This is a genomic window from Arthrobacter sp. Y3223065 (assembly GCF_059090885.1).
The window spans coordinates 646,114-662,592 of the sequence record NZ_JBNHGC010000003.1; the positions used below are offsets into that span (position 1 = coordinate 646,114).

Sequence of the window (16,479 nt, forward strand, 5' to 3'; positions counted from 1 at the left end):
CGGCGCATGACGGAAGAGGGTCCAGATGAGTGAGAAACGTCGAGGCTTGGGCAGAGGCCTGGGCGCGTTGATTCCCAGCGCTCCGGCAAGTGAGGAGACCGAGCCAACGGAGGGGCAGGCCGCTTCCGCGAAGCGCCGGACCCAGCGCCCCGTAGACGTTTTCTTTCCCGCTTCCAGCAGGAGGGAAGAGGGGGACACCGCAGTCCTCACGACGACCGACTCCGAGACGGTGACAGGATCGAGCGCCGCACAGGTAGCCGAAGTGCTGCGGGCCCCTCGCAAGGTCGGGACAACCACCGCCAAGAAGCCGGCGGCGAAGAAAACCATAAAGGGCGATTCGGAAGGCGCATCTCTGCGGACGGGCGGCAACGGCGCTGCCGGGCACCCGGACACGTCCGCAAAGGCTAAGAATGTGACAGAGTCGGAGGATAGGCAAGCACTCGAGTCTGACTCAGGCTCGGACGTCGTGTCCGTTTCACGTGAAACGGCCGGAGCAGTCGACCTCGTCGAGGTTCCGGGTGCTACCTTTGCCGAAGTCCTTGTTTCCGCCATTCAGCCGAACCGTAAACAGCCTCGCACCGTCTTCGACGAGGAAGACATGGCGGAGCTGGTGCACTCCATACGCGAGATCGGCGTCCTCCAGCCGATCGTCGTGCGTCCCTCCGATGATGGTGGCGCACAGTACGAGCTGGTGATGGGTGAACGCCGTTGGCGCGCCACCAAAGCCGCCGGCCTGGAAACGATTCCTGCGATCATCAGGTCCACCTCCGACGATGACCTGTTGCGGGACGCGCTGCTCGAGAACCTCCATCGGAGCCAGCTGAATCCGCTCGAAGAGGCCGCGGCCTATCAGCAACTCCTTGATGACTTCGGTTGTACGCATGATGAACTAGCGGACCGCATCGGTCGCTCGAGACCGCAGGTCTCCAACACTTTGCGGTTGATGAAGCTTCCTCCGCTCGTCCAGCGGCGAGTTGCCGCCGGCGTATTGAGCGCTGGCCATGCCCGTGCCCTCCTGGGACTCGTCGATCCCGGAGAAATGGAAAAGCTGGCTCAGCGCATTGTCGCCGAGGGCCTTTCCGTTCGCGCGACCGAGGAAATTGTTTCCCTGAGTGACGGCGTACGCCGGCCCAAACGGGAAAGCAAGCCGCGCGAGGGAGCTCGGCACGAGCGGCTCGATTACCTTGCTACCTCCCTGTCCGACCGCTTGGATACCAGCGTAAAGATCACCTTGGGCGCCAAGAAGGGACGTGTCAGCATCGAGTTCGCCAGCGTCGACGACCTGAACCGCATCATGGACGTACTGAACCCCACGGCGTCATAGCCTGTGTTCCACGTGAAACAATGGGCTCCGTTCCGCAGGACGGGGCCCATTTCTATCGCTCTTAGCGACCGCAAGGCATAGGAACTGTAGGGGAGCGTTGGATTTGGACGAGGGTGGGGGCTCCCTCCCAAACCCACCGCGGCTAACCCCCGTTCAGAGGAGAGTCGGTATCGTCCACGGGTTCGCGCGCGCCGACCGCGTGGAACGTGGCTAGGGAACAGGGGACGACCCTGTCCGTCCGACTATCGCCAGGGCCTTGACTCTCTACGGGGTAAGCCGCTCGACCGCGTCAAACACTTCTTCGGACGAGATCCGACGATGAACCCCTTATGAAGCTTTCGTTCCAGCACATGACTTAGCTCGGGTCCAGTCAGAGAACGTAGAGAACGTGTTCCACGTGAAACCGCTCGCCCTACTTGGCGAGGATCCTCTGCAGACTCGAGGCTTAGCAAGCGCACGGGAGATCGGTACTGTGCCCAGCGTCCAGCCACACGGCGCGCGCGAGTTCACGTGCTGAGCCGTTCGCCGGGGGAGCAGCGGCACTGCACACCTGTAGGGCCCAAACGCGCAGCAAGTGGAACCGCTAGCACCGGCCGTCGGTGAGAAATCCTTCGTAGAGACGGATGCGCTTCGAGTGACTTAGTGCCGGCGCTAATCCTGTTCTACTTGCCGGGGGGATAAAGCGCAGATGGATAGTGTGTTTCACGTGAAACTTGTGGGGCATGGCCACCCTTCGGTTTTGGTTCGCTGGTGGCTTGGGCACGGGGGACGCGGGCCCGGGCACGCCGACCGCGTGGAAGGTGGCTATGGACAAGGGGCCCACCCGTGTCCGTACGGCTATCGCCAGGACTACGCGTTTTTGCTTGCGGCAGCCGCGCGACCACATCGAACACCTCTTCGGACGGGATGCGACGAGATACCCCTTGCTGGCTTTCGTTTGAGCACGCGAATCCGCGCGGCCAGTCAGTGAACACGGTTCGACGTGTTTCACGTGAAACTGCCGGCACCTGCGTGGAGTGCATCCTCTGCAGTCTCGAGGCTTAGCAAGCGCACGGATGATCGCCGCTTTGTCTAGCGTTCGGTCTGCCTGAGGCGTGCCGGAAGTATACCTGCCGAGCCGTCCGCCGGGGGAGCAGCGGCACTGCACTGCCCGTAGGGCACCAACGCTTGGCAATGGAAGCGCCAGCACCTGCCGTCCGTGAGGCACCCTTCCCTAGGATGCGGGGCGGGGCACCCAGTGACCTTGTGCCAGCGCTATTCGTTTCCTGCTTTCGTGTCGACTAAGTGCAAGGGGACGGTGGGTTTCACGGGAAGCTTTACAGAGGTGGCCGGCCTTCGACTATGGACGCCAGCGGGAGGGGAAGGTGGGACCTGCTTACCTGCTCCCAGAACGGCGCGGCGCCGCCCCTTGCTAGCTGAGTCGTTCTGGCAACGGGCTACAATCCTCCATGTCTACCGCCGCCGCGAGTGTCGATGCTGTCACGCACCGGAACCGGTAGCTCTCCAGACCGCGTCGGAGGTGTCGCTACAGGAGGTGCGCTTGCAGTACCCAAGACTCGGGATGTCATCGGAGAGAGCCTGGATCGTGCCCATCCATTTCGACCAAAAGGAGCGGTCAGAGGGTTCGGACCTTCCAACCAACTGGGGACAGTGGGGCGCAGGTACCTCACACTCGCGGTTTTGTGCCGTAGCCGGTAGAAAGATGCGCGCTCCTGTCCTGCCCCAGACCGAGATCATCGCGGCATGGCAGCACGTGCGAGCACATGTTGCGTGGTCGAAGTAGTGTAAACGCGTCCCACAACACCCAACCGCTGCGCATGGCCAATGTTTCACGTGAAACTGGGGATCCTGGTCTCGAGATTGATCGGTGATCTCCTCCAAGCCTCAGGCAAATGACTCGGACCGCCGGACCAAAGGACCAAGGGACTCTTCCAGCACAAAGGACGTTCTCGGATTCAGCTGCTGCGGCCTGGCGATGAGGTACAAGTCATCCGTCGTGCTGTCGTATGAAAGAGGGATGTTTCCCGTGAAACCACCACTGGGCAGAGATGTATCTGTATCAAGGTGGCTGCGACGGCGCCCAGCGGCTGTTTGGTGGATAGTTTCACGTGTAACAAGCGACTCGCCACAGGATCTAGCTGGATCGCGCGCCGGCGGCAGGTCGATTACGATCCGGGCGCGGTTGTATCAGGCCGCACCCTCACAGGTCATGCACATGTCGTATCGGCGGAGGGATTGTGCAGCGGCCGGAAGCCTTTCACAGCAGCGCGGCGGGTGGCGGACGAAGGGGGTGCTCGCCGGGGCCCAAACAGAAGGGGACTGGTGGGACACACCGGCCTTCCAGCTGGCGTCGGATCGTACATAGGTGGTTGGGGAAGGCCGGGCTTCGGGAGCGCCAGGTTCTCTCGGGGGAGGACTTTCCGAAAGGCGGAGCCACTGCTCTGCACCTCTTCGGGGAACGGCCTCGCAGCCGCACACATGACTGGGCCAAGCGTTTCACGTGAAACTTGCCACCATCTGTCGCCGTTCGGCTTGGCTTATCATCAATCCGGTGAGGCTAAGGCTCACTAACGCGTGGCTGGACGCGTGGGCGATGTCGCAGACTCCATGGTGTCGGCCCTCCTGTTGACTCATCTTGAACGCCTGCGCGCAGGATCGAGCCACAAGCAAACGTTCGCGTGCTGCACCGAGCTAAACTGCGAGCCCAGGCCCCGGCTGCAGCTTCGACATCAATCGACCGGTGCCACCATGTGAGTGATTGAGATGCTGCGACTTTGGGTATACCACCACCGGCGCACTTAGTGACAATTTCACGCGGAACAGTGTGACGCATCGGTGTGTGGTTCTGGTTTTCGCCTGTAGATGCGTAACCGGATCGGTGAAGGGGCAGCGCCCTTCTTAGACGAAGTGAGGATTAGCGGCGGCATGACCGCGTGCGCCAGTATCCACTAGGACCGCCCAGCTCTGGGGAGCGGGTGAGCCACGCTCAGTGACCGGATCCGGCGCCCTGACTTCGGTCAAGGAAGATGACGTAGTTCCATGGAGAAGTCGAGACTCATGTGGGCCAGGATCAAGCCCCAATCGGGCCGGTCGGCTGCTCCAAGTATCCGGATATGCCGAATAGGCGTCCCTGATTGATGGTAGCTGGCGCGGCCCCACGCGAGCCCAAAACTTTGGGAACACATGCGGCGGCAGGTGGGCGCGAGTTAAGACGATGCCGCGGCTTGTAGCAATGCTGTTGTTTCACGTGAAACGTGGCCGAGAGGGAGACAGCGCCCGCCCGTGTTCCACATGAAACCCGACCTTGTTCCACGTGAAACAGGGCAACGCAGCCGACCGGGTGTCAGGTGCCCGGGTTAAACCGCAGGACGTCATCGAGCGCCAGGGTGCCCGTCGGCTCGTCGTCCTCTTCCAGCAGATAGAGCCTCTGAATCGCAATGACGATGGAGTCGGCCAAGACTTGCCGATAGATAGGATCAGCCAGGCGAGGGGAGTCGAAAGGGCTGCTTAAGTAACCAAGATCGAGCTGAACGGACGGTGTGCTGGGGAGGCGCAGGATATCCCAGCTTCGACCGTGAATGCCCAGATTCGTAGACCCCGTGCGAGCCACGATCTCCTTCAGGATCAGTTCACCGGCACGGTGCCCAATGGGGGACCGGACTTCACCTGATTCGGGACGGCCCCAAAAGAACGCACTGACGCCGTTGGCTGCCTCTTGCGGCAACCAGTCACAGTGGATGGCAATGCTCAAGCTCGGGGAAGCCCTCTTGATGAGGTCTGTGCGGTCTACGCCGTCTTGTGCTTGTTTTTCAACAATTTCAACACTGGCGCCGAGTTCGGTCAGGATCTTCTTCACGCGGCCGGCGATGTCGCTGGCTACGAGTTTCTCCGTCAGGCGGCGGCCCGAGGCAACGTCGGGGATGTCAGCCCAGTGCTCCACGCCAGAGCCGGGAGCGATCGTAATAGTCCGGCCGCGCAGCGCCGCAGAGGCCTGGTTGAGTCGTTCGTAATCGCGGAGTGAAAACGCCTGGCTTGGACTGATCGTCCGATTAATTCGGTCCATCGAGGCAGCCAGTTGTTGGTCGGCGACGCCGGAAGGTTCGAGCCCCAGATTCAGTTGCAGTTCGCGGACGGCGTGGTAGGTCCGTTCCCCGTACTCGCCATCAATGTGACCATAGTAAAAGCCGAGGAAAGACAACTGGCGCTGCAGCTCGGTGACATCATCGCCCCGAAGAGGCGATGCATCCAACGTGAACGTCAGCGGACGATCCCCGAGCTTGAACTGAGCCTCCGCCAGGGCTCGCTCGGTTTCCTGGCCGACCACCCCGTCGACCATCAGCCCCCGGTGTTGCTGGAAAGTGCGTACGGCCGCATCCACATGGTCGTCAAAGACCGTTGGGTTGTTTACTTGATCCGGAGCCAAATAGGCCATGGAAACGCCAGCGCGTAGTAGCCCTTCACGAAGGGCTACTACGCGTCGACTTATGTCTGAACGGCGCAGGCTCTGGTCCGCAGCGTCGTTTTCCATCTGGCTAGTTAAGGAACTCAGCGAATTCCTGCTCGATGACCTGCTTCGGCTTGGCTCCGATGGAGGTCGCGGCCACCGCGCCGTCCTTGAAGACATAGACAGCAGGGATGGACGTGATGCCGTACTGGGCTGCCGTGGCGGGGTTGTCATCCACGTTGAGCTTGACGACCTCTACCTTGTCGGAATGCTCAGCAGCAATGTCATCGAGGATCGGCGAGAGCATGCGGCACGGGCCGCACCACTCTGCCCAGAAATCGACGATCACGGGCTTGGCGGACTGCAAGACATCCGCGTCGAAAGTAGCGTCAGTGACATCTTTTGCGTTGCTCATGCTGTTTTCTCCTTCTCCAACAAAATCAGACTGTTGCGGGTTCGGCGACGCCGGCCAAGGTGTCTGCGCGCTCGGCCAGATAGTGTTCCACATCGATGGCAGCGGCGCAGCCGCTGCCCGAGGCGGTAATGGCCTGGCGGTAGGTGGGGTCAATAACGTCGCCGGCGGCGAAGACGCCCGGCAGGGAGGTCCGGGACGACCGGCCCTCGACGGCGATGGTTCCCTCGGGGGTCAATTCCAGCTGATCCTTGACCAGGGAAACCCGGGGATCGTTGCCGATGGCGACGAAGACCCCGGTTACAGGCAGCACTGACTCGGAGCCGTCGACGGTGTTCTTAAGGTTCAGGGCGGTGACCTTCGTGTCGCCTTCGAGGCCTACGACTTCCGAGTTCCATACGAACTTGATCTTTTCGTGTGCCAGGGCACGGTCCTGCATGATCTTAGAGGCACGCAGGGTGTCCCGCCGGTGCACCACCGTGACGGACTCGGCGAATTTGGTCAGGAAGAGGGCCTCTTCCATGGCCGAGTCGCCACCGCCGATCACCGCGATGTTCTGGCCCTTGAAAAAGAAACCGTCGCAGGTTGCGCACCAGCTGACACCGTGGCCGGCGAGGCGCTTTTCGTCCGGTAGTCCTAGCTCACGGTACGCGGAACCGGTGGAGATAATCACCGACCGTGCCAGAAAGGTTTCGCCCGTACCGATGGTGACCTTCTTCACCGGACCTTCGAGTTCAAGGCTTGTGACGTCTTCAAACAGGATCTCGGTGCCGAAGCGCTCGGCCTGCTTTTGGAAGTTCTCCATCAGCTCCGGACCCAAAATGCCGCCAGGAAACCCGGGATAGTTTTCCACGTCGGTGGTGTTCATCAGCTCGCCGCCTGCCTCCACGGAGCTGGCGATGAGCAGCGGCTTGAGGTTGGCACGCGCGGTGTAAACAGCTGCCGTGTAGCCGGCCGGACCGGACCCAACGATGATGACGTCGCGGACGGACGGTGTGGTATCTGTGCTCACTGCCTGCGAACCTCTTCCTCTGATGTTGATGTAAACCTAAGGGCCGGCCACCCCAGGGGGCGGTTAGCCCGGCACTTGTGTCAACGGCGCGTGCCCCCGGCTTATTCCGCACGCTGGCGGCGCAGCCGCCTCCCGGACGGGCTAGGAGACCTCGATCTCCGCCATGCGGATGCCGAACGGCATGCCGCCCATGGGGTTGGACAGCCTCGGCAACTGCGTAAAGTTGATCAGGACGTACTGCGCCTTGGGGGCAGCGCCATCCTGTTCAGGGACCGGAATCGTGGTCTTCTGTGCCGTGAAGCTTCCCTGCGCGACCTGGTCGGCCCCATCCAACGTCGGTTCATCGTTCAGGAGCACTGAGAAGTTTCCTCCGGTGCCGCTCAGTTGCGTCAACACCACCGAACTGATGTTTGAGGACTCTTCCAACTCGACAACCAGCGCCATGTTTCCGGCGTAACCGCCGAACTGGTCTGACGCGTACTGGTAACTTGCCCAGTAAGTGGCGGGGTTGCCGTCGATGGCTTCGGGCAGCTTTCCGTCGTTCTCCACGTCCAGTTCCGGCAGGTCCGGTACTTGGCGCGTGAGTCCAGCGATGACCGGCTCGACGGCTTCGGCGGCCGGAGCCGCAGTTTCTTCTGCCGCGCCGGTCTCAGCCGGGCCGGACGCGGCCGCGGTTTCGTTTCCGGCCTGCGAGCCGCCGGCGACCGGGCCGCCGCGGAACAGATTCAGCTGGCTCACCGCCACCACGATCGCGATCACCAACAAGACGGCGAGCAATCCGCCCACCAACAACCGGGACGACCGCGGGCTGTTGCGTTCCTCGTCGTCATATTCGTCGTACTCGTAGTCGTCCGCCGCAGGTTCGCTGCCGGTGCGGGCAGCAGACGGGAACATGCCGGCTGACCGCACACCGGTCTCGTCGTCGTCCCCCGGCCACAAGCTGACTTTGGGCTTGTCTGCCGGAGCCGGGGCGGCAGCCGGCCGGCTAGCCGCCGGAGCCTGCCGCGAGACCGGAGCCGTGGAGGGGCTCGCGACCCGTGGGGCCGGGGGCGCCGAGGGAGGCGGCGGCACGTTGGCGCCGGCAGCTGCCGCGGCGGCCGCAGCTCCGGCAGCGGACCCGGCGCCGGGGGCCGCTGCTTCGGGACGGGCGCCGAACCGGGTCTTGATCCCTTCGGCCCCGTTCCTGCCCAACTTGGGCAGGTCGAGCTTATTCAGCCTCTCGCGCAGGCTTTGCCGCGGCTCGTCGTCGTAGTCCTCATATTCGTCCTCGTACGGCTCCGGCTCGGTGGAGCGCGCCTGGCCGAAGATCTCGGAACCGAGTGTGTCGGTGAAGAAAGGCTCCACATACGGTGCGTCCTGCTGAATGACCAAGTCCAGCAGGTCGGCGGCCTGGGCCTCGTTGGTCACCAGGTAGGTGAACCCGTCGGCATTGCCGAGGTCCAGCACCTGGACGTTACCCAACCGCTCGCCGGTGGCGATTTCGCGGGCGCTCATGGCGACCTGGCTGGCATTCTCCGGTGCTGCCACCAGGATGCTGACGGGCCGGTTGAGCACCTGGTCCACGCCGTCGAGGACCAAATCGTTTTCTGCGGAGGCAAGCACTTGGGCAGTGACCTTGTAACGGCCACCAAGCAGCATGCCCACATCAACTGGCTGCGGCACTAGTTCCTCCCGGCGAATGTCCTGGGCAGGTGCCCGTGACTAGATAATTTGGTTTCCATGCTAGCCGGTGCCGGAGTCGATACCCGCTTCTGTCAGGCGCGTCCGGGCAACCGTTTAAGTATCGGCCGCAGGAACTCCTGCAGCTCGTCGACCCGAAGCGCGCGCAGGAGCAGCAGGTAAACCGCGGCCATGACCATTCCGACGACGGCGATGGTCACCATGGCGGCGACGATGGACTGCCACGCGAATCCGCCGGTAGCGTAACCGCCGAACAGCCACAGCACTGCTGCACCCGCTAAACCGGAGCCCAGTCCGGCATAACCGAGGCGGATGTAGGTATCCACGACGCGGCCGGCGCCGTAGTCGCCCAGCCGGCGGCGGGCGAAGTAGTGGGCAAGGACCGCCGAGACCACGTGGAACACCGTGAACAGCAGCGCCAGCGCGTAGACCACCCAGGTGGGATCAATCAACCAGGCGATCAGCACGGCCAGCACCACCGACGCGCCGGAGCAGATCGCCTGCATGATCAACGGCGTCCTGGCGTCTTCCTCCGCATAGAACACGCGGCCCAGGAAGAAATAGATGCTCATGAAGGGCATGCCCGCCGCCAGGATGGCGAGGACTTGACCCATCGACGCCGCGGAGGCCGCCGCTGTCGGGCCCGATCCGGCAAACAGCCGGGCCAGCGGCCCGGCCAGCACAACCACAGCGGCAGACCCGAAGACGCTGGCGACACCGATGGTGCGCAGCCCCGAGTTCACGGTGTGCCGGACGTCGTCCACCGCACCGATGGATTGCTGGCGGGACAACTGGTTGAACAGCACCGTGGCCACCGAGAGGACGAAGACCGAATGCGGCAGCATGGCGATCAGCTGGGCGGTATTCAGGGCGTACTCGCCGGGGACCGAGGCGCCGGGCCCGGCCAGCTCGACGCGCGCGGCCGTGGCGCCGGAGGCGATCGACCCGTAGAAGAGGTACGCGGAGTTGGCGATGACCATGGTGGCCAGGCTCCACAGCGCGACCTTTCCGGTGGCTGCGAAGCCCATGCCGCGCCAGCCAAGCTTGAGCTTCAGGCCCAGCCCCAGCCGTCCTAGTGGCCACAACAGGATGAGTGCCTGCAGCACGATGCCCAGCGTGGTGCCGCCGGCCAGCACCATCGTCTGGTCACTGGTCCAAAGCTCCGGGTCGTCCTTGGCGGGCAGGTAGCGGCCGTACAGGGCTATGTACAGCCCCAGCGTGCCGATGGCGACGACGTTGTTCAGGGCAGGGGCCCACATGTACCAGCCGAACCGGCCGTGGGCGTTGAGCACCTGGCCCACCACGGCGTACAGCCCGTAGAAGAAGATCTGCGGCAGGCACCAGATGGCGAAGACGGTGCCCAGTTCCAGCATCACCGGGGTCCAGCCCCGGGTCAGGGCGGTGATGATCGGCGCGGCCAGCAGCGTCGCCAGCAGCGCGATCCCGGCCAGCACCAGCAGCGTCAGGCTCAGCAGGCGGCTGACGAAGTCCGCGCCGCCGTCGCTCTTCTGGCTGGCCTTGATGATCTGCGGCACCAGCACCACGTTGAACACCCCGCCCGCCAGCAGCAGGTAGATGATGTTCGGGATGGTGTTGGCCTTCTCGAAGATGTCGCCCATCGTCGTGTTGGCGCCGATCGCGACCGCCAGCAGGGCGGTGCGGACGAATCCCAGGACGCGGGACACCATGGTCCCGGCCGCCATGATGGCACTGGACTTGGCTGTGCTGTGCTGCGCGGGCGCGCTGGGGGAGGGGGTCTGGGTCTCGGACATCGTCCTCTATGTTCTCACCTGAAACCGGGCGGATCGCCGGACCCGGCGCACGGGCTTACAGGTGCCCGGGCAGGACTTCCCGGGCCAGGTCCACGATCCGCCGCTCGTTGGGGAAGGACAGCTTTCGGCCCAGCTCCGCCAGTGGAACCCATGCCACGTCTACGGCCTCATGGTCCGGATCATTCTCGATGGTCAGCAGGCCGCCGGTGGCCTCGAGCAGGAAGTGGTGCACGGTCTTGTGGACCCGGTGGCCGCTGACGGTGAACCAGTAGTCGATGCTGCCCAGTGTGGCCAGCACGCGCCCCTTGATCCCTGTTTCTTCCTCGACTTCCCGCACTGCGGCCTCTTCGTTGGTCTCCCGGCCCTCGGGGTGGCCCTTCGGGAGGCACCACTCAAGCCGGCCGCCGCGGTTGAAGCGGGCGATGATCGCCACGTTCAGGTCCGGGGTCGACGTATCGACCACCACGCCGCCGGCCGATATCTCCTCCACGGTGGGCAGCGAATGGTGTCCGGGCGCGGCGCTGCCCACTGACGCTGTCAGCGGGGTGCGCTTCGGGGCGCTCGGAACCGGGTGTGCCATGCAGTCCACTCTAACGATTTTTGTAACGGCCCGATGATGCCGGGGCCGAGCCGCCGGGACTTTGTTAAACATCGCGCCCGGCATCTGGCACGCTTAAGTCACTATGGTTCACCTTTTTGGTTCGCAATTCGCATCAGCACCCGGTTCCAGCGTCCCGTCCCTGCCGTTGCCGGACGTTGTGATCGAACTGGGAGAACTGTTCGCAGCAGCGGGCCACGAACTCTCGCTGGTCGGCGGCCCGGTGCGCGACCTGTTCCTGGGCCGGATCTCCCCGGACCTCGACTTCACGACCGACGCCGATCCCGATGCCACCATCGCCGTCGTCAAGAAGTGGGCGGACAAGTTCTGGGAGATCGGCCGCGACTTCGGAACCATCGGCCTGCGCAAGGGCCAGCACATGATCGAAGTGACCACCTACCGGGCCGAGGCCTACGACCCGGATTCCCGCAAGCCCGTGGTGGCGTTCGGAACGTCCCTGGAGGACGACCTGTTCCGCCGCGACTTCACGATGAATGCCATGGCCCTGCGGCTGCCGTCGCTGGAACTGGTGGATCCGTATGGCGGCGTCAAGGACCTCCACGCTGGCCTGCTGCGCACCCCGGGCGCGCCGTCGGCGTCGTTCTCCGATGATCCCCTCCGGATGATGCGTGCGGCACGGTTTGCCGCCCAGCTCAACGTCACCGTGGCACCCGAGGTGGCGGCCGCGATGACGGACATGGCCGGGCGGATCGAGATCATCTCCGCCGAACGCGTCCGCGACGAACTGACCAAGCTGATCAACGGCAAGGACCCGCGCACCGGTGTGGACCTGCTGGTGGACACCGGCCTGGCGGATTACGTGCTGCCGGAGGTCGCGGCGCTGCGGCTGGAGATCGATGAACACCACCGGCACAAGGACGTCTACCAGCATTCGCTCACCGTGTTGGAGCAGGCCTGCACCTTGGAGACGGACGACGACGGCGCGGTGCCGGGTCCGGACTTCGTCCTGCGGTTCGCCGCCCTGATGCACGACGTCGGTAAGCCGGCTACCCGCCGGTTCGAACCCTCCGGTGCGGTCAGCTTCCGCCACCACGATGTCGTGGGCTCCAAACTCACCGCCAAGCGGATGAAGAAGCTGCGCTTCGACAACGAGACCATCAAGGCGGTGTCCCGGCTGGTCGAACTGCACATGCGTTTCTACGGCTACGGGGAGGCGGGGTGGACGGATTCGGCCGTCCGCCGCTACGTCAACGACGCCGGACCACTGCTGGAACGGCTGCACCGGCTGACCCGCTCGGACGTGACCACGCGGAACAAGCGCAAGGCGGAGCGGCTCGCCTTTGCCTATGACGACCTGGAGCAGCGGATTGCCACGCTGAAGGAGCAGGAGGAACTGGAATCCGTTCGTCCCGACCTGGACGGAGCCCAGATCATGGCGCTGCTCGGGATCAAGCCCGGCCCGCTGGTCGGCCGCGCCTACAAGTTCCTGCTGGAAGAGCGGCTGGAGAACGGTCCGGCGGCGCAGGAAGAGGCAGAAGCAAAACTGCTGGCCTGGTGGCGCGGGCAGCCGGAATACACGGAGCAGGCTTAGCCATGACTGTGGATGGTCCGCACGATTTTCCGGTGTTGTGGCTGATGCGCCACGGCGAAACCGAGTGGTCGCGCGACCACCGGTACACCGGGTTGGCCGACCTGGAGCTGACTCCGGCCGGGGTCCAGCAGGCCCGCGACGCCGCGGCGAAGCTGGCGGGAGTCCGTTTCCACACCGTTTTGACCTCCCCCTTGGTGCGTGCCCGCCGGACGGCCGAACTTGCCGGCTACCCGGATGCGGAGGTGGTGGCCGAGGCGCATGAATGGGATTACGGAGACTATGAAGGTCTTCAGAGCGCCGCCATCCGGGCCAAGGATCCCTCGTACCTGATCTGGACCCACGGCGTCCGCGGCGGCGAGTCCCTGCAAGAGGTGGCAGACCGCGCCGACCATGTGATCGCCAAGGTGCTGGACAGCACGGCCGGGTCTCCCTTCGACGGCCAGACTCCGGGGGGCGGCACCGCTCCCGCCGCTCCGCTTCCCACCCCTTCGTCCGAACCGCCAGGGCCCCGGCAGGTCTTGCTGGTGGCACACGGACATTTCCTCCGTGTGCTTGCCGCCCGCTGGCTTGGCCTGGAACCCGTCGCGGGCCGGCACTTTGTCCTGGAAACCGCTGCCGTCTGCCGGTTGGGCTGGGACAAGAAGACGCCCGCGATCGCAGGCTGGAACCTCTAACGGAGCATGGCCGGACGCCGCCAGTAGGTGAGGCAGCGCAGCAGCCACTCCAGCGGCCCGTACCGAAACCTCTTGACCCACCAGGCACTGGCCAGCAGTTGGGCCATGAAGAAGAGCGCCGCCACGCCGAGCACCGCGGGCGGTGCCAACCGGCCGGTCAATGCCAGCCCGAAGCCCGTGAAGACCAGGCCCATCAGCACGGACTGTCCCACATAGTTGGTCAGCGCCAGGCGGCCGGCGGGGGCCAGCACGGTGCACAGGGCACGTCCGGCCGCAGTGCGGAAGGACAGCAGCAGCGCACCGACGTAACCGGCCGTTAGCAGCGGCGCCGTCAGCGTGGAAATGCCGAAGGCCACCACGGTCATGGCAGCACCGCCGACATAATGCTGTAGCCACGCCTGCAACGCAGAAGCCGCCAGCCCGGCCGGCAACGCCACCAAAGCCATGCGGCGGAGTGTGCGTTCTGCGATGCCGTGCTCAAAGAGCCGTGCTTTGGCACACGACATGCCGAGGTAGAACGCGCCGAGGGCAATCGGGCCCTGGAGGAGCACGGCAGTGGGCTGCGACAGCGGGTACAGCGACGCGTTCTGGGCCAGAACGTCGGCGGGAGAGCCGGCCAGCCCGAACGCCGGGGCGGCCCCCGCCGCGGCACTGCCGCCGGATGGGCCCGCGGCTGCCGAGACCAGTCCCAGCAGCACGATGAACACTCCCATGCAGCCGATGACTGTCGCGCCGGCCGCGGCTGCGGCCGGCGCGGGAAGCGTCCGGGTACAGAGCAGCACCAGGCCCAGCAGGCCATAGGCGAGCAGGATGTCCCCGTGGAACAGGAGCAGGCCGTGTAGCAGCCCGAGCACCACGAGGCCGGCTGCCCGGCGCACGGTCCTGGTGACAACCGACTGGCCGTCCGCCACGGCGGAAGCCCACTGCAGGACGAAGCTGTAGCCGAACAGGAAGGAGAACAGGATGTAGAACTTGGCCTCGAACAGGAGGCTGACCGCAAAGCGCACCGCGGTGTCCGCAGCGGATTGGAACTCCGGGCTCGAGCCGCCCGTGACGGCGTACGGGTCGGCGAAGTACCAGATGTTCACGCACAGGATGCCCAGCAGCGCGAAGGCCCGCAGGGCATCAAGTTCGTTGATGCGGGCCGGGGCCTTTGGGGCTGCAGGTCCGTTAACAGGTCCTGGCGGAACTCCATTTTCCATGCCGTTGTCCCGTCGGGGGTGGGTGCTCGCATCCGGGTCCAGTCTAGGAACCCTGCCCGGCTTCCGGAACGGGCGATAATCCGGGGGCGCAGCCGGCCAAGGCGAGAACCAGTGGGTCGTTGACAGGGGCAGCCCACCGTCTCAAAGGGGGGGCGCCGCCGTCGTTGTACGGCGTGTTGCGGGCGACACGCCGGTGCAGCGGGAAAAGCGCAATAAGTTCCCTGGCGTGGCTAGGCAGAAGCAGCAGCAATCGGGTACGTTAGACGAGTCCGATTGAACTTTCTCAATCAGGGGCTTCAACTCGGACACATCTATTGGCGCTATGAGGAAAGGGAGGTGGGAATCGTGAATATAACCAAGACGCCGGGCGGAGTGTATAACTCCTTCGCCGCGCTCCGACGACCCGCCTCCGCCATTTCTGCGCATTAGAACTTCGCTGATTGGGCCGGTTCACGTTTTGAACCGCTGCCGAATGTCGATCACCGCTCTTCTCTAGCTCTCCCGCGCGGAGGCCTCACCTTCTGCCTTGAGGACTTCGCTATAGCACTCTTACCGCATTACCCGCTGCCCCTGTGGCGACCCCCGCTGCCGCTTCGAGCACGGCCATGGGCCCCGCGCCGGCAACGGAAATCCCGACGGATACCGCCATGCGTCCTGCCCGAAATCCAACCCAATCCGAAGAAAATTCCGCCGATCCCAGAGAGGAACCCCTCATGAAACCGCTGGATGCAGCCGTATTGCCTGCACCGGAACGATCCATCCGCCCACCCGAGCCAACGCAGGCCCGGGAAGGGGAGCAGCGCGGCCACGGCGAGGTGATCACCGCCGGAAGCCTGGGCGACCTGGACACCCGCGGCGACAGTCCCGGCGATGCCGGTGCCGATGCCGGGAGCCCGGGTTCGGCCGGGCCGGCGCAGGACAGCCGGAAGCGCTCCGCAGAAGAAGCGGGCATGCCGAACTACTTGGCCAGACAAGAGGTGAATGCCATGATCCGCAAGCTCCGCCAGAGCGTCTCGCTGTGGAAACGAATACAGAACGTGTGTGTTGACGAACAGCGCTTGGAACAGGTGCGCGACGAATTGCTGTCGCACCGGCAGCTCATCCGCTGAGTTCCGGCCGGCACGTGCAAAATAAAATACACCGTCCTGAAGGGGACACATCCGCGAGGAGGATCCGATGAGTCGCATTGGACCCGATGTAGCTTCAGGCCCGCGCCCGGGTTGCTCCCAGGCGCGGGCCTCGGCCTTTAATCACCTCCGCCCTAAGCATTTGTCGACGACTCAGTGCAGCGGTGTTTCATTGATGACCACCGTCCCGGAGGCAGCGCGGCAGCGCCATCTGAGCGACGCCTGACCGATGCCGATCAGATGAAACGTTTTGCAACCGATCACTAAGTATGCTTATTGTGGTTTCATCGCAACCTGAGGAGGCAACATGATCGGTTTCATCATTGCAGGGCTGGTAATCGGCGCACTTGCCCGCCTTATCAAGCCCGGAAAGCAGAACCTAGGGCTCCTGGCCACGCTGCTGCTTGGCATAGTCGGAGCAATCATTGGTGGTGTCATCGCGAACCTGCTGGGCACCGGCGACATCTTCGAACTGAACGTGATTGGATTCATCGTCGCCGTCATTGCTGCGGTACTTCTGATCGGTGTAGCAGAAAGCCTGTCCGGTCGTCGGGCTGTCCGCCGCTAACGGCTGCAAATAAAAACGGAAATGGCCTGCCGCGCGATCATCGCGCGGCAGGCCATTTTTGTTGGCGACCGAAGAGTTGGAAGATCCAAGGTGCGGCGATTCGCATCATTGCTT

The 16,479-nt window shown here is 64.1% G+C and carries 12 protein-coding genes; 5 read left to right on the forward strand and 7 right to left on the reverse strand.

Going from position 1 to position 16,479, the window contains the following annotated elements; all coding sequences use genetic code 11:
• Positions 1 to 25: 25 nt before the first annotated feature.
• Complete coding sequence (locus AC5RUK_RS11625) at positions 26 to 1,324, forward strand: ParB/RepB/Spo0J family partition protein (RefSeq protein WP_494152248.1); 1,299 nt, start codon at positions 26 to 28, stop codon at positions 1,322 to 1,324.
• A 3,343-nt stretch (positions 1,325 to 4,667) separates the two neighbouring features.
• On the opposite strand, the gene AC5RUK_RS11630 is transcribed toward AC5RUK_RS11625, so the two are convergent.
• From AC5RUK_RS11630 to AC5RUK_RS11655, 6 genes are all read right to left on the reverse strand, one after another.
• On the reverse strand, positions 4,668 to 5,852 hold the full coding sequence (locus AC5RUK_RS11630; RefSeq protein WP_493988359.1) for an N-acetylmuramoyl-L-alanine amidase: 1,185 nt from the start codon (positions 5,850 to 5,852) through the stop codon (positions 4,668 to 4,670).
• A 4-nt stretch (positions 5,853 to 5,856) separates the two neighbouring features.
• Positions 5,857 to 6,183 carry a thioredoxin gene (trxA, locus tag AC5RUK_RS11635; RefSeq protein WP_493978232.1) on the reverse strand — a complete coding sequence of 109 codons (327 nt, stop codon included), beginning with the start codon at positions 6,181 to 6,183 and terminating at the stop codon, positions 5,857 to 5,859.
• Positions 6,184 to 6,208: 25 nt separating this feature from the next.
• Positions 6,209 to 7,192 (reverse strand): thioredoxin-disulfide reductase, encoded by a 984-nt coding sequence (trxB, locus tag AC5RUK_RS11640; RefSeq protein ID WP_493988358.1) that lies wholly within the window; start codon positions 7,190 to 7,192, stop codon positions 6,209 to 6,211.
• Between the two features lie 141 nt (positions 7,193 to 7,333).
• Positions 7,334 to 8,854 (reverse strand): ABC transporter substrate-binding protein, encoded by a 1,521-nt coding sequence (locus AC5RUK_RS11645; protein WP_494152249.1) that lies wholly within the window; start codon positions 8,852 to 8,854, stop codon positions 7,334 to 7,336.
• A gap of 92 nt (positions 8,855 to 8,946) precedes the next feature.
• The gene (gene murJ / locus AC5RUK_RS11650; RefSeq protein ID WP_494152250.1) at positions 8,947 to 10,644 is read right to left on the reverse strand and encodes a murein biosynthesis integral membrane protein MurJ; all 1,698 of its coding nucleotides are present in this window, start codon (positions 10,642 to 10,644) and stop codon (positions 8,947 to 8,949) included.
• A 55-nt stretch (positions 10,645 to 10,699) separates the two neighbouring features.
• The gene (locus tag AC5RUK_RS11655) at positions 10,700 to 11,224 is read right to left on the reverse strand and encodes an NUDIX hydrolase (RefSeq protein ID WP_493978228.1); all 525 of its coding nucleotides are present in this window, start codon (positions 11,222 to 11,224) and stop codon (positions 10,700 to 10,702) included.
• 103 nt (positions 11,225 to 11,327) lie between these two features.
• Between AC5RUK_RS11655 and AC5RUK_RS11660 the strand changes: the two genes are divergently transcribed.
• Together AC5RUK_RS11660 and AC5RUK_RS11665 are read left to right on the forward strand one after the other, a co-directional pair.
• A complete protein-coding gene (locus AC5RUK_RS11660) occupies positions 11,328 to 12,794 on the forward strand; it encodes a CCA tRNA nucleotidyltransferase (RefSeq protein WP_493988355.1) in 1,467 nt (488 codons plus the stop codon).
• Positions 12,795 to 12,796: 2 nt separating this feature from the next.
• The gene (locus AC5RUK_RS11665; RefSeq protein WP_494152251.1) at positions 12,797 to 13,468 is read left to right on the forward strand and encodes a histidine phosphatase family protein; all 672 of its coding nucleotides are present in this window, start codon (positions 12,797 to 12,799) and stop codon (positions 13,466 to 13,468) included.
• On the opposite strand, the gene AC5RUK_RS11670 is transcribed toward AC5RUK_RS11665, so the two are convergent.
• Complete coding sequence (locus AC5RUK_RS11670) at positions 13,465 to 14,670, reverse strand: DUF418 domain-containing protein (RefSeq protein ID WP_494152252.1); 1,206 nt, start codon at positions 14,668 to 14,670, stop codon at positions 13,465 to 13,467. The genes AC5RUK_RS11665 and AC5RUK_RS11670 overlap by 4 nt on opposite strands.
• Positions 14,671 to 15,383: 713 nt before the next feature.
• Between AC5RUK_RS11670 and AC5RUK_RS11675 the strand changes: the two genes are divergently transcribed.
• Both AC5RUK_RS11675 and AC5RUK_RS11680 read left to right on the forward strand, forming a co-directional pair.
• Entirely contained in the window at positions 15,384 to 15,779 is a 396-nt protein-coding gene (locus tag AC5RUK_RS11675) for a hypothetical protein (protein WP_494152253.1), read from the forward strand.
• Between the two features lie 325 nt (positions 15,780 to 16,104).
• Entirely contained in the window at positions 16,105 to 16,365 is a 261-nt protein-coding gene (locus AC5RUK_RS11680; RefSeq protein ID WP_493988351.1) for a GlsB/YeaQ/YmgE family stress response membrane protein, read from the forward strand.
• Positions 16,366 to 16,479 lie beyond the last annotated feature (114 nt).

Excerpts from the sequence above, each read along its gene's own strand:
- AC5RUK_RS11625 (WP_494152248.1), top strand. The coding sequence starts at position 26 with ATGAGTGAGAAACGTCGAGGCTTGGGCAGAGGCCTGGGCGCGTTGATT.
- AC5RUK_RS11630 (WP_493988359.1), bottom strand. The coding sequence starts at position 5,852 with ATGGAAAACGACGCTGCGGACCAGAGCCTGCGCCGTTCAGACATAAGT.
- trxA (WP_493978232.1), bottom strand. The coding sequence starts at position 6,183 with ATGAGCAACGCAAAAGATGTCACTGACGCTACTTTCGACGCGGATGTC.
- murJ (WP_494152250.1), bottom strand. The coding sequence starts at position 10,644 with ATGTCCGAGACCCAGACCCCCTCCCCCAGCGCGCCCGCGCAGCACAGC.
- AC5RUK_RS11655 (WP_493978228.1), bottom strand. The coding sequence starts at position 11,224 with ATGGCACACCCGGTTCCGAGCGCCCCGAAGCGCACCCCGCTGACAGCG.
- AC5RUK_RS11660 (WP_493988355.1), top strand. The coding sequence starts at position 11,328 with ATGGTTCACCTTTTTGGTTCGCAATTCGCATCAGCACCCGGTTCCAGC.
- AC5RUK_RS11665 (WP_494152251.1), top strand. The coding sequence starts at position 12,797 with ATGACTGTGGATGGTCCGCACGATTTTCCGGTGTTGTGGCTGATGCGC.
- AC5RUK_RS11670 (WP_494152252.1), bottom strand. The coding sequence starts at position 14,670 with ATGGAAAATGGAGTTCCGCCAGGACCTGTTAACGGACCTGCAGCCCCA.
- AC5RUK_RS11675 (WP_494152253.1), top strand. The coding sequence starts at position 15,384 with ATGAAACCGCTGGATGCAGCCGTATTGCCTGCACCGGAACGATCCATC.
- AC5RUK_RS11680 (WP_493988351.1), top strand. The coding sequence starts at position 16,105 with ATGATCGGTTTCATCATTGCAGGGCTGGTAATCGGCGCACTTGCCCGC.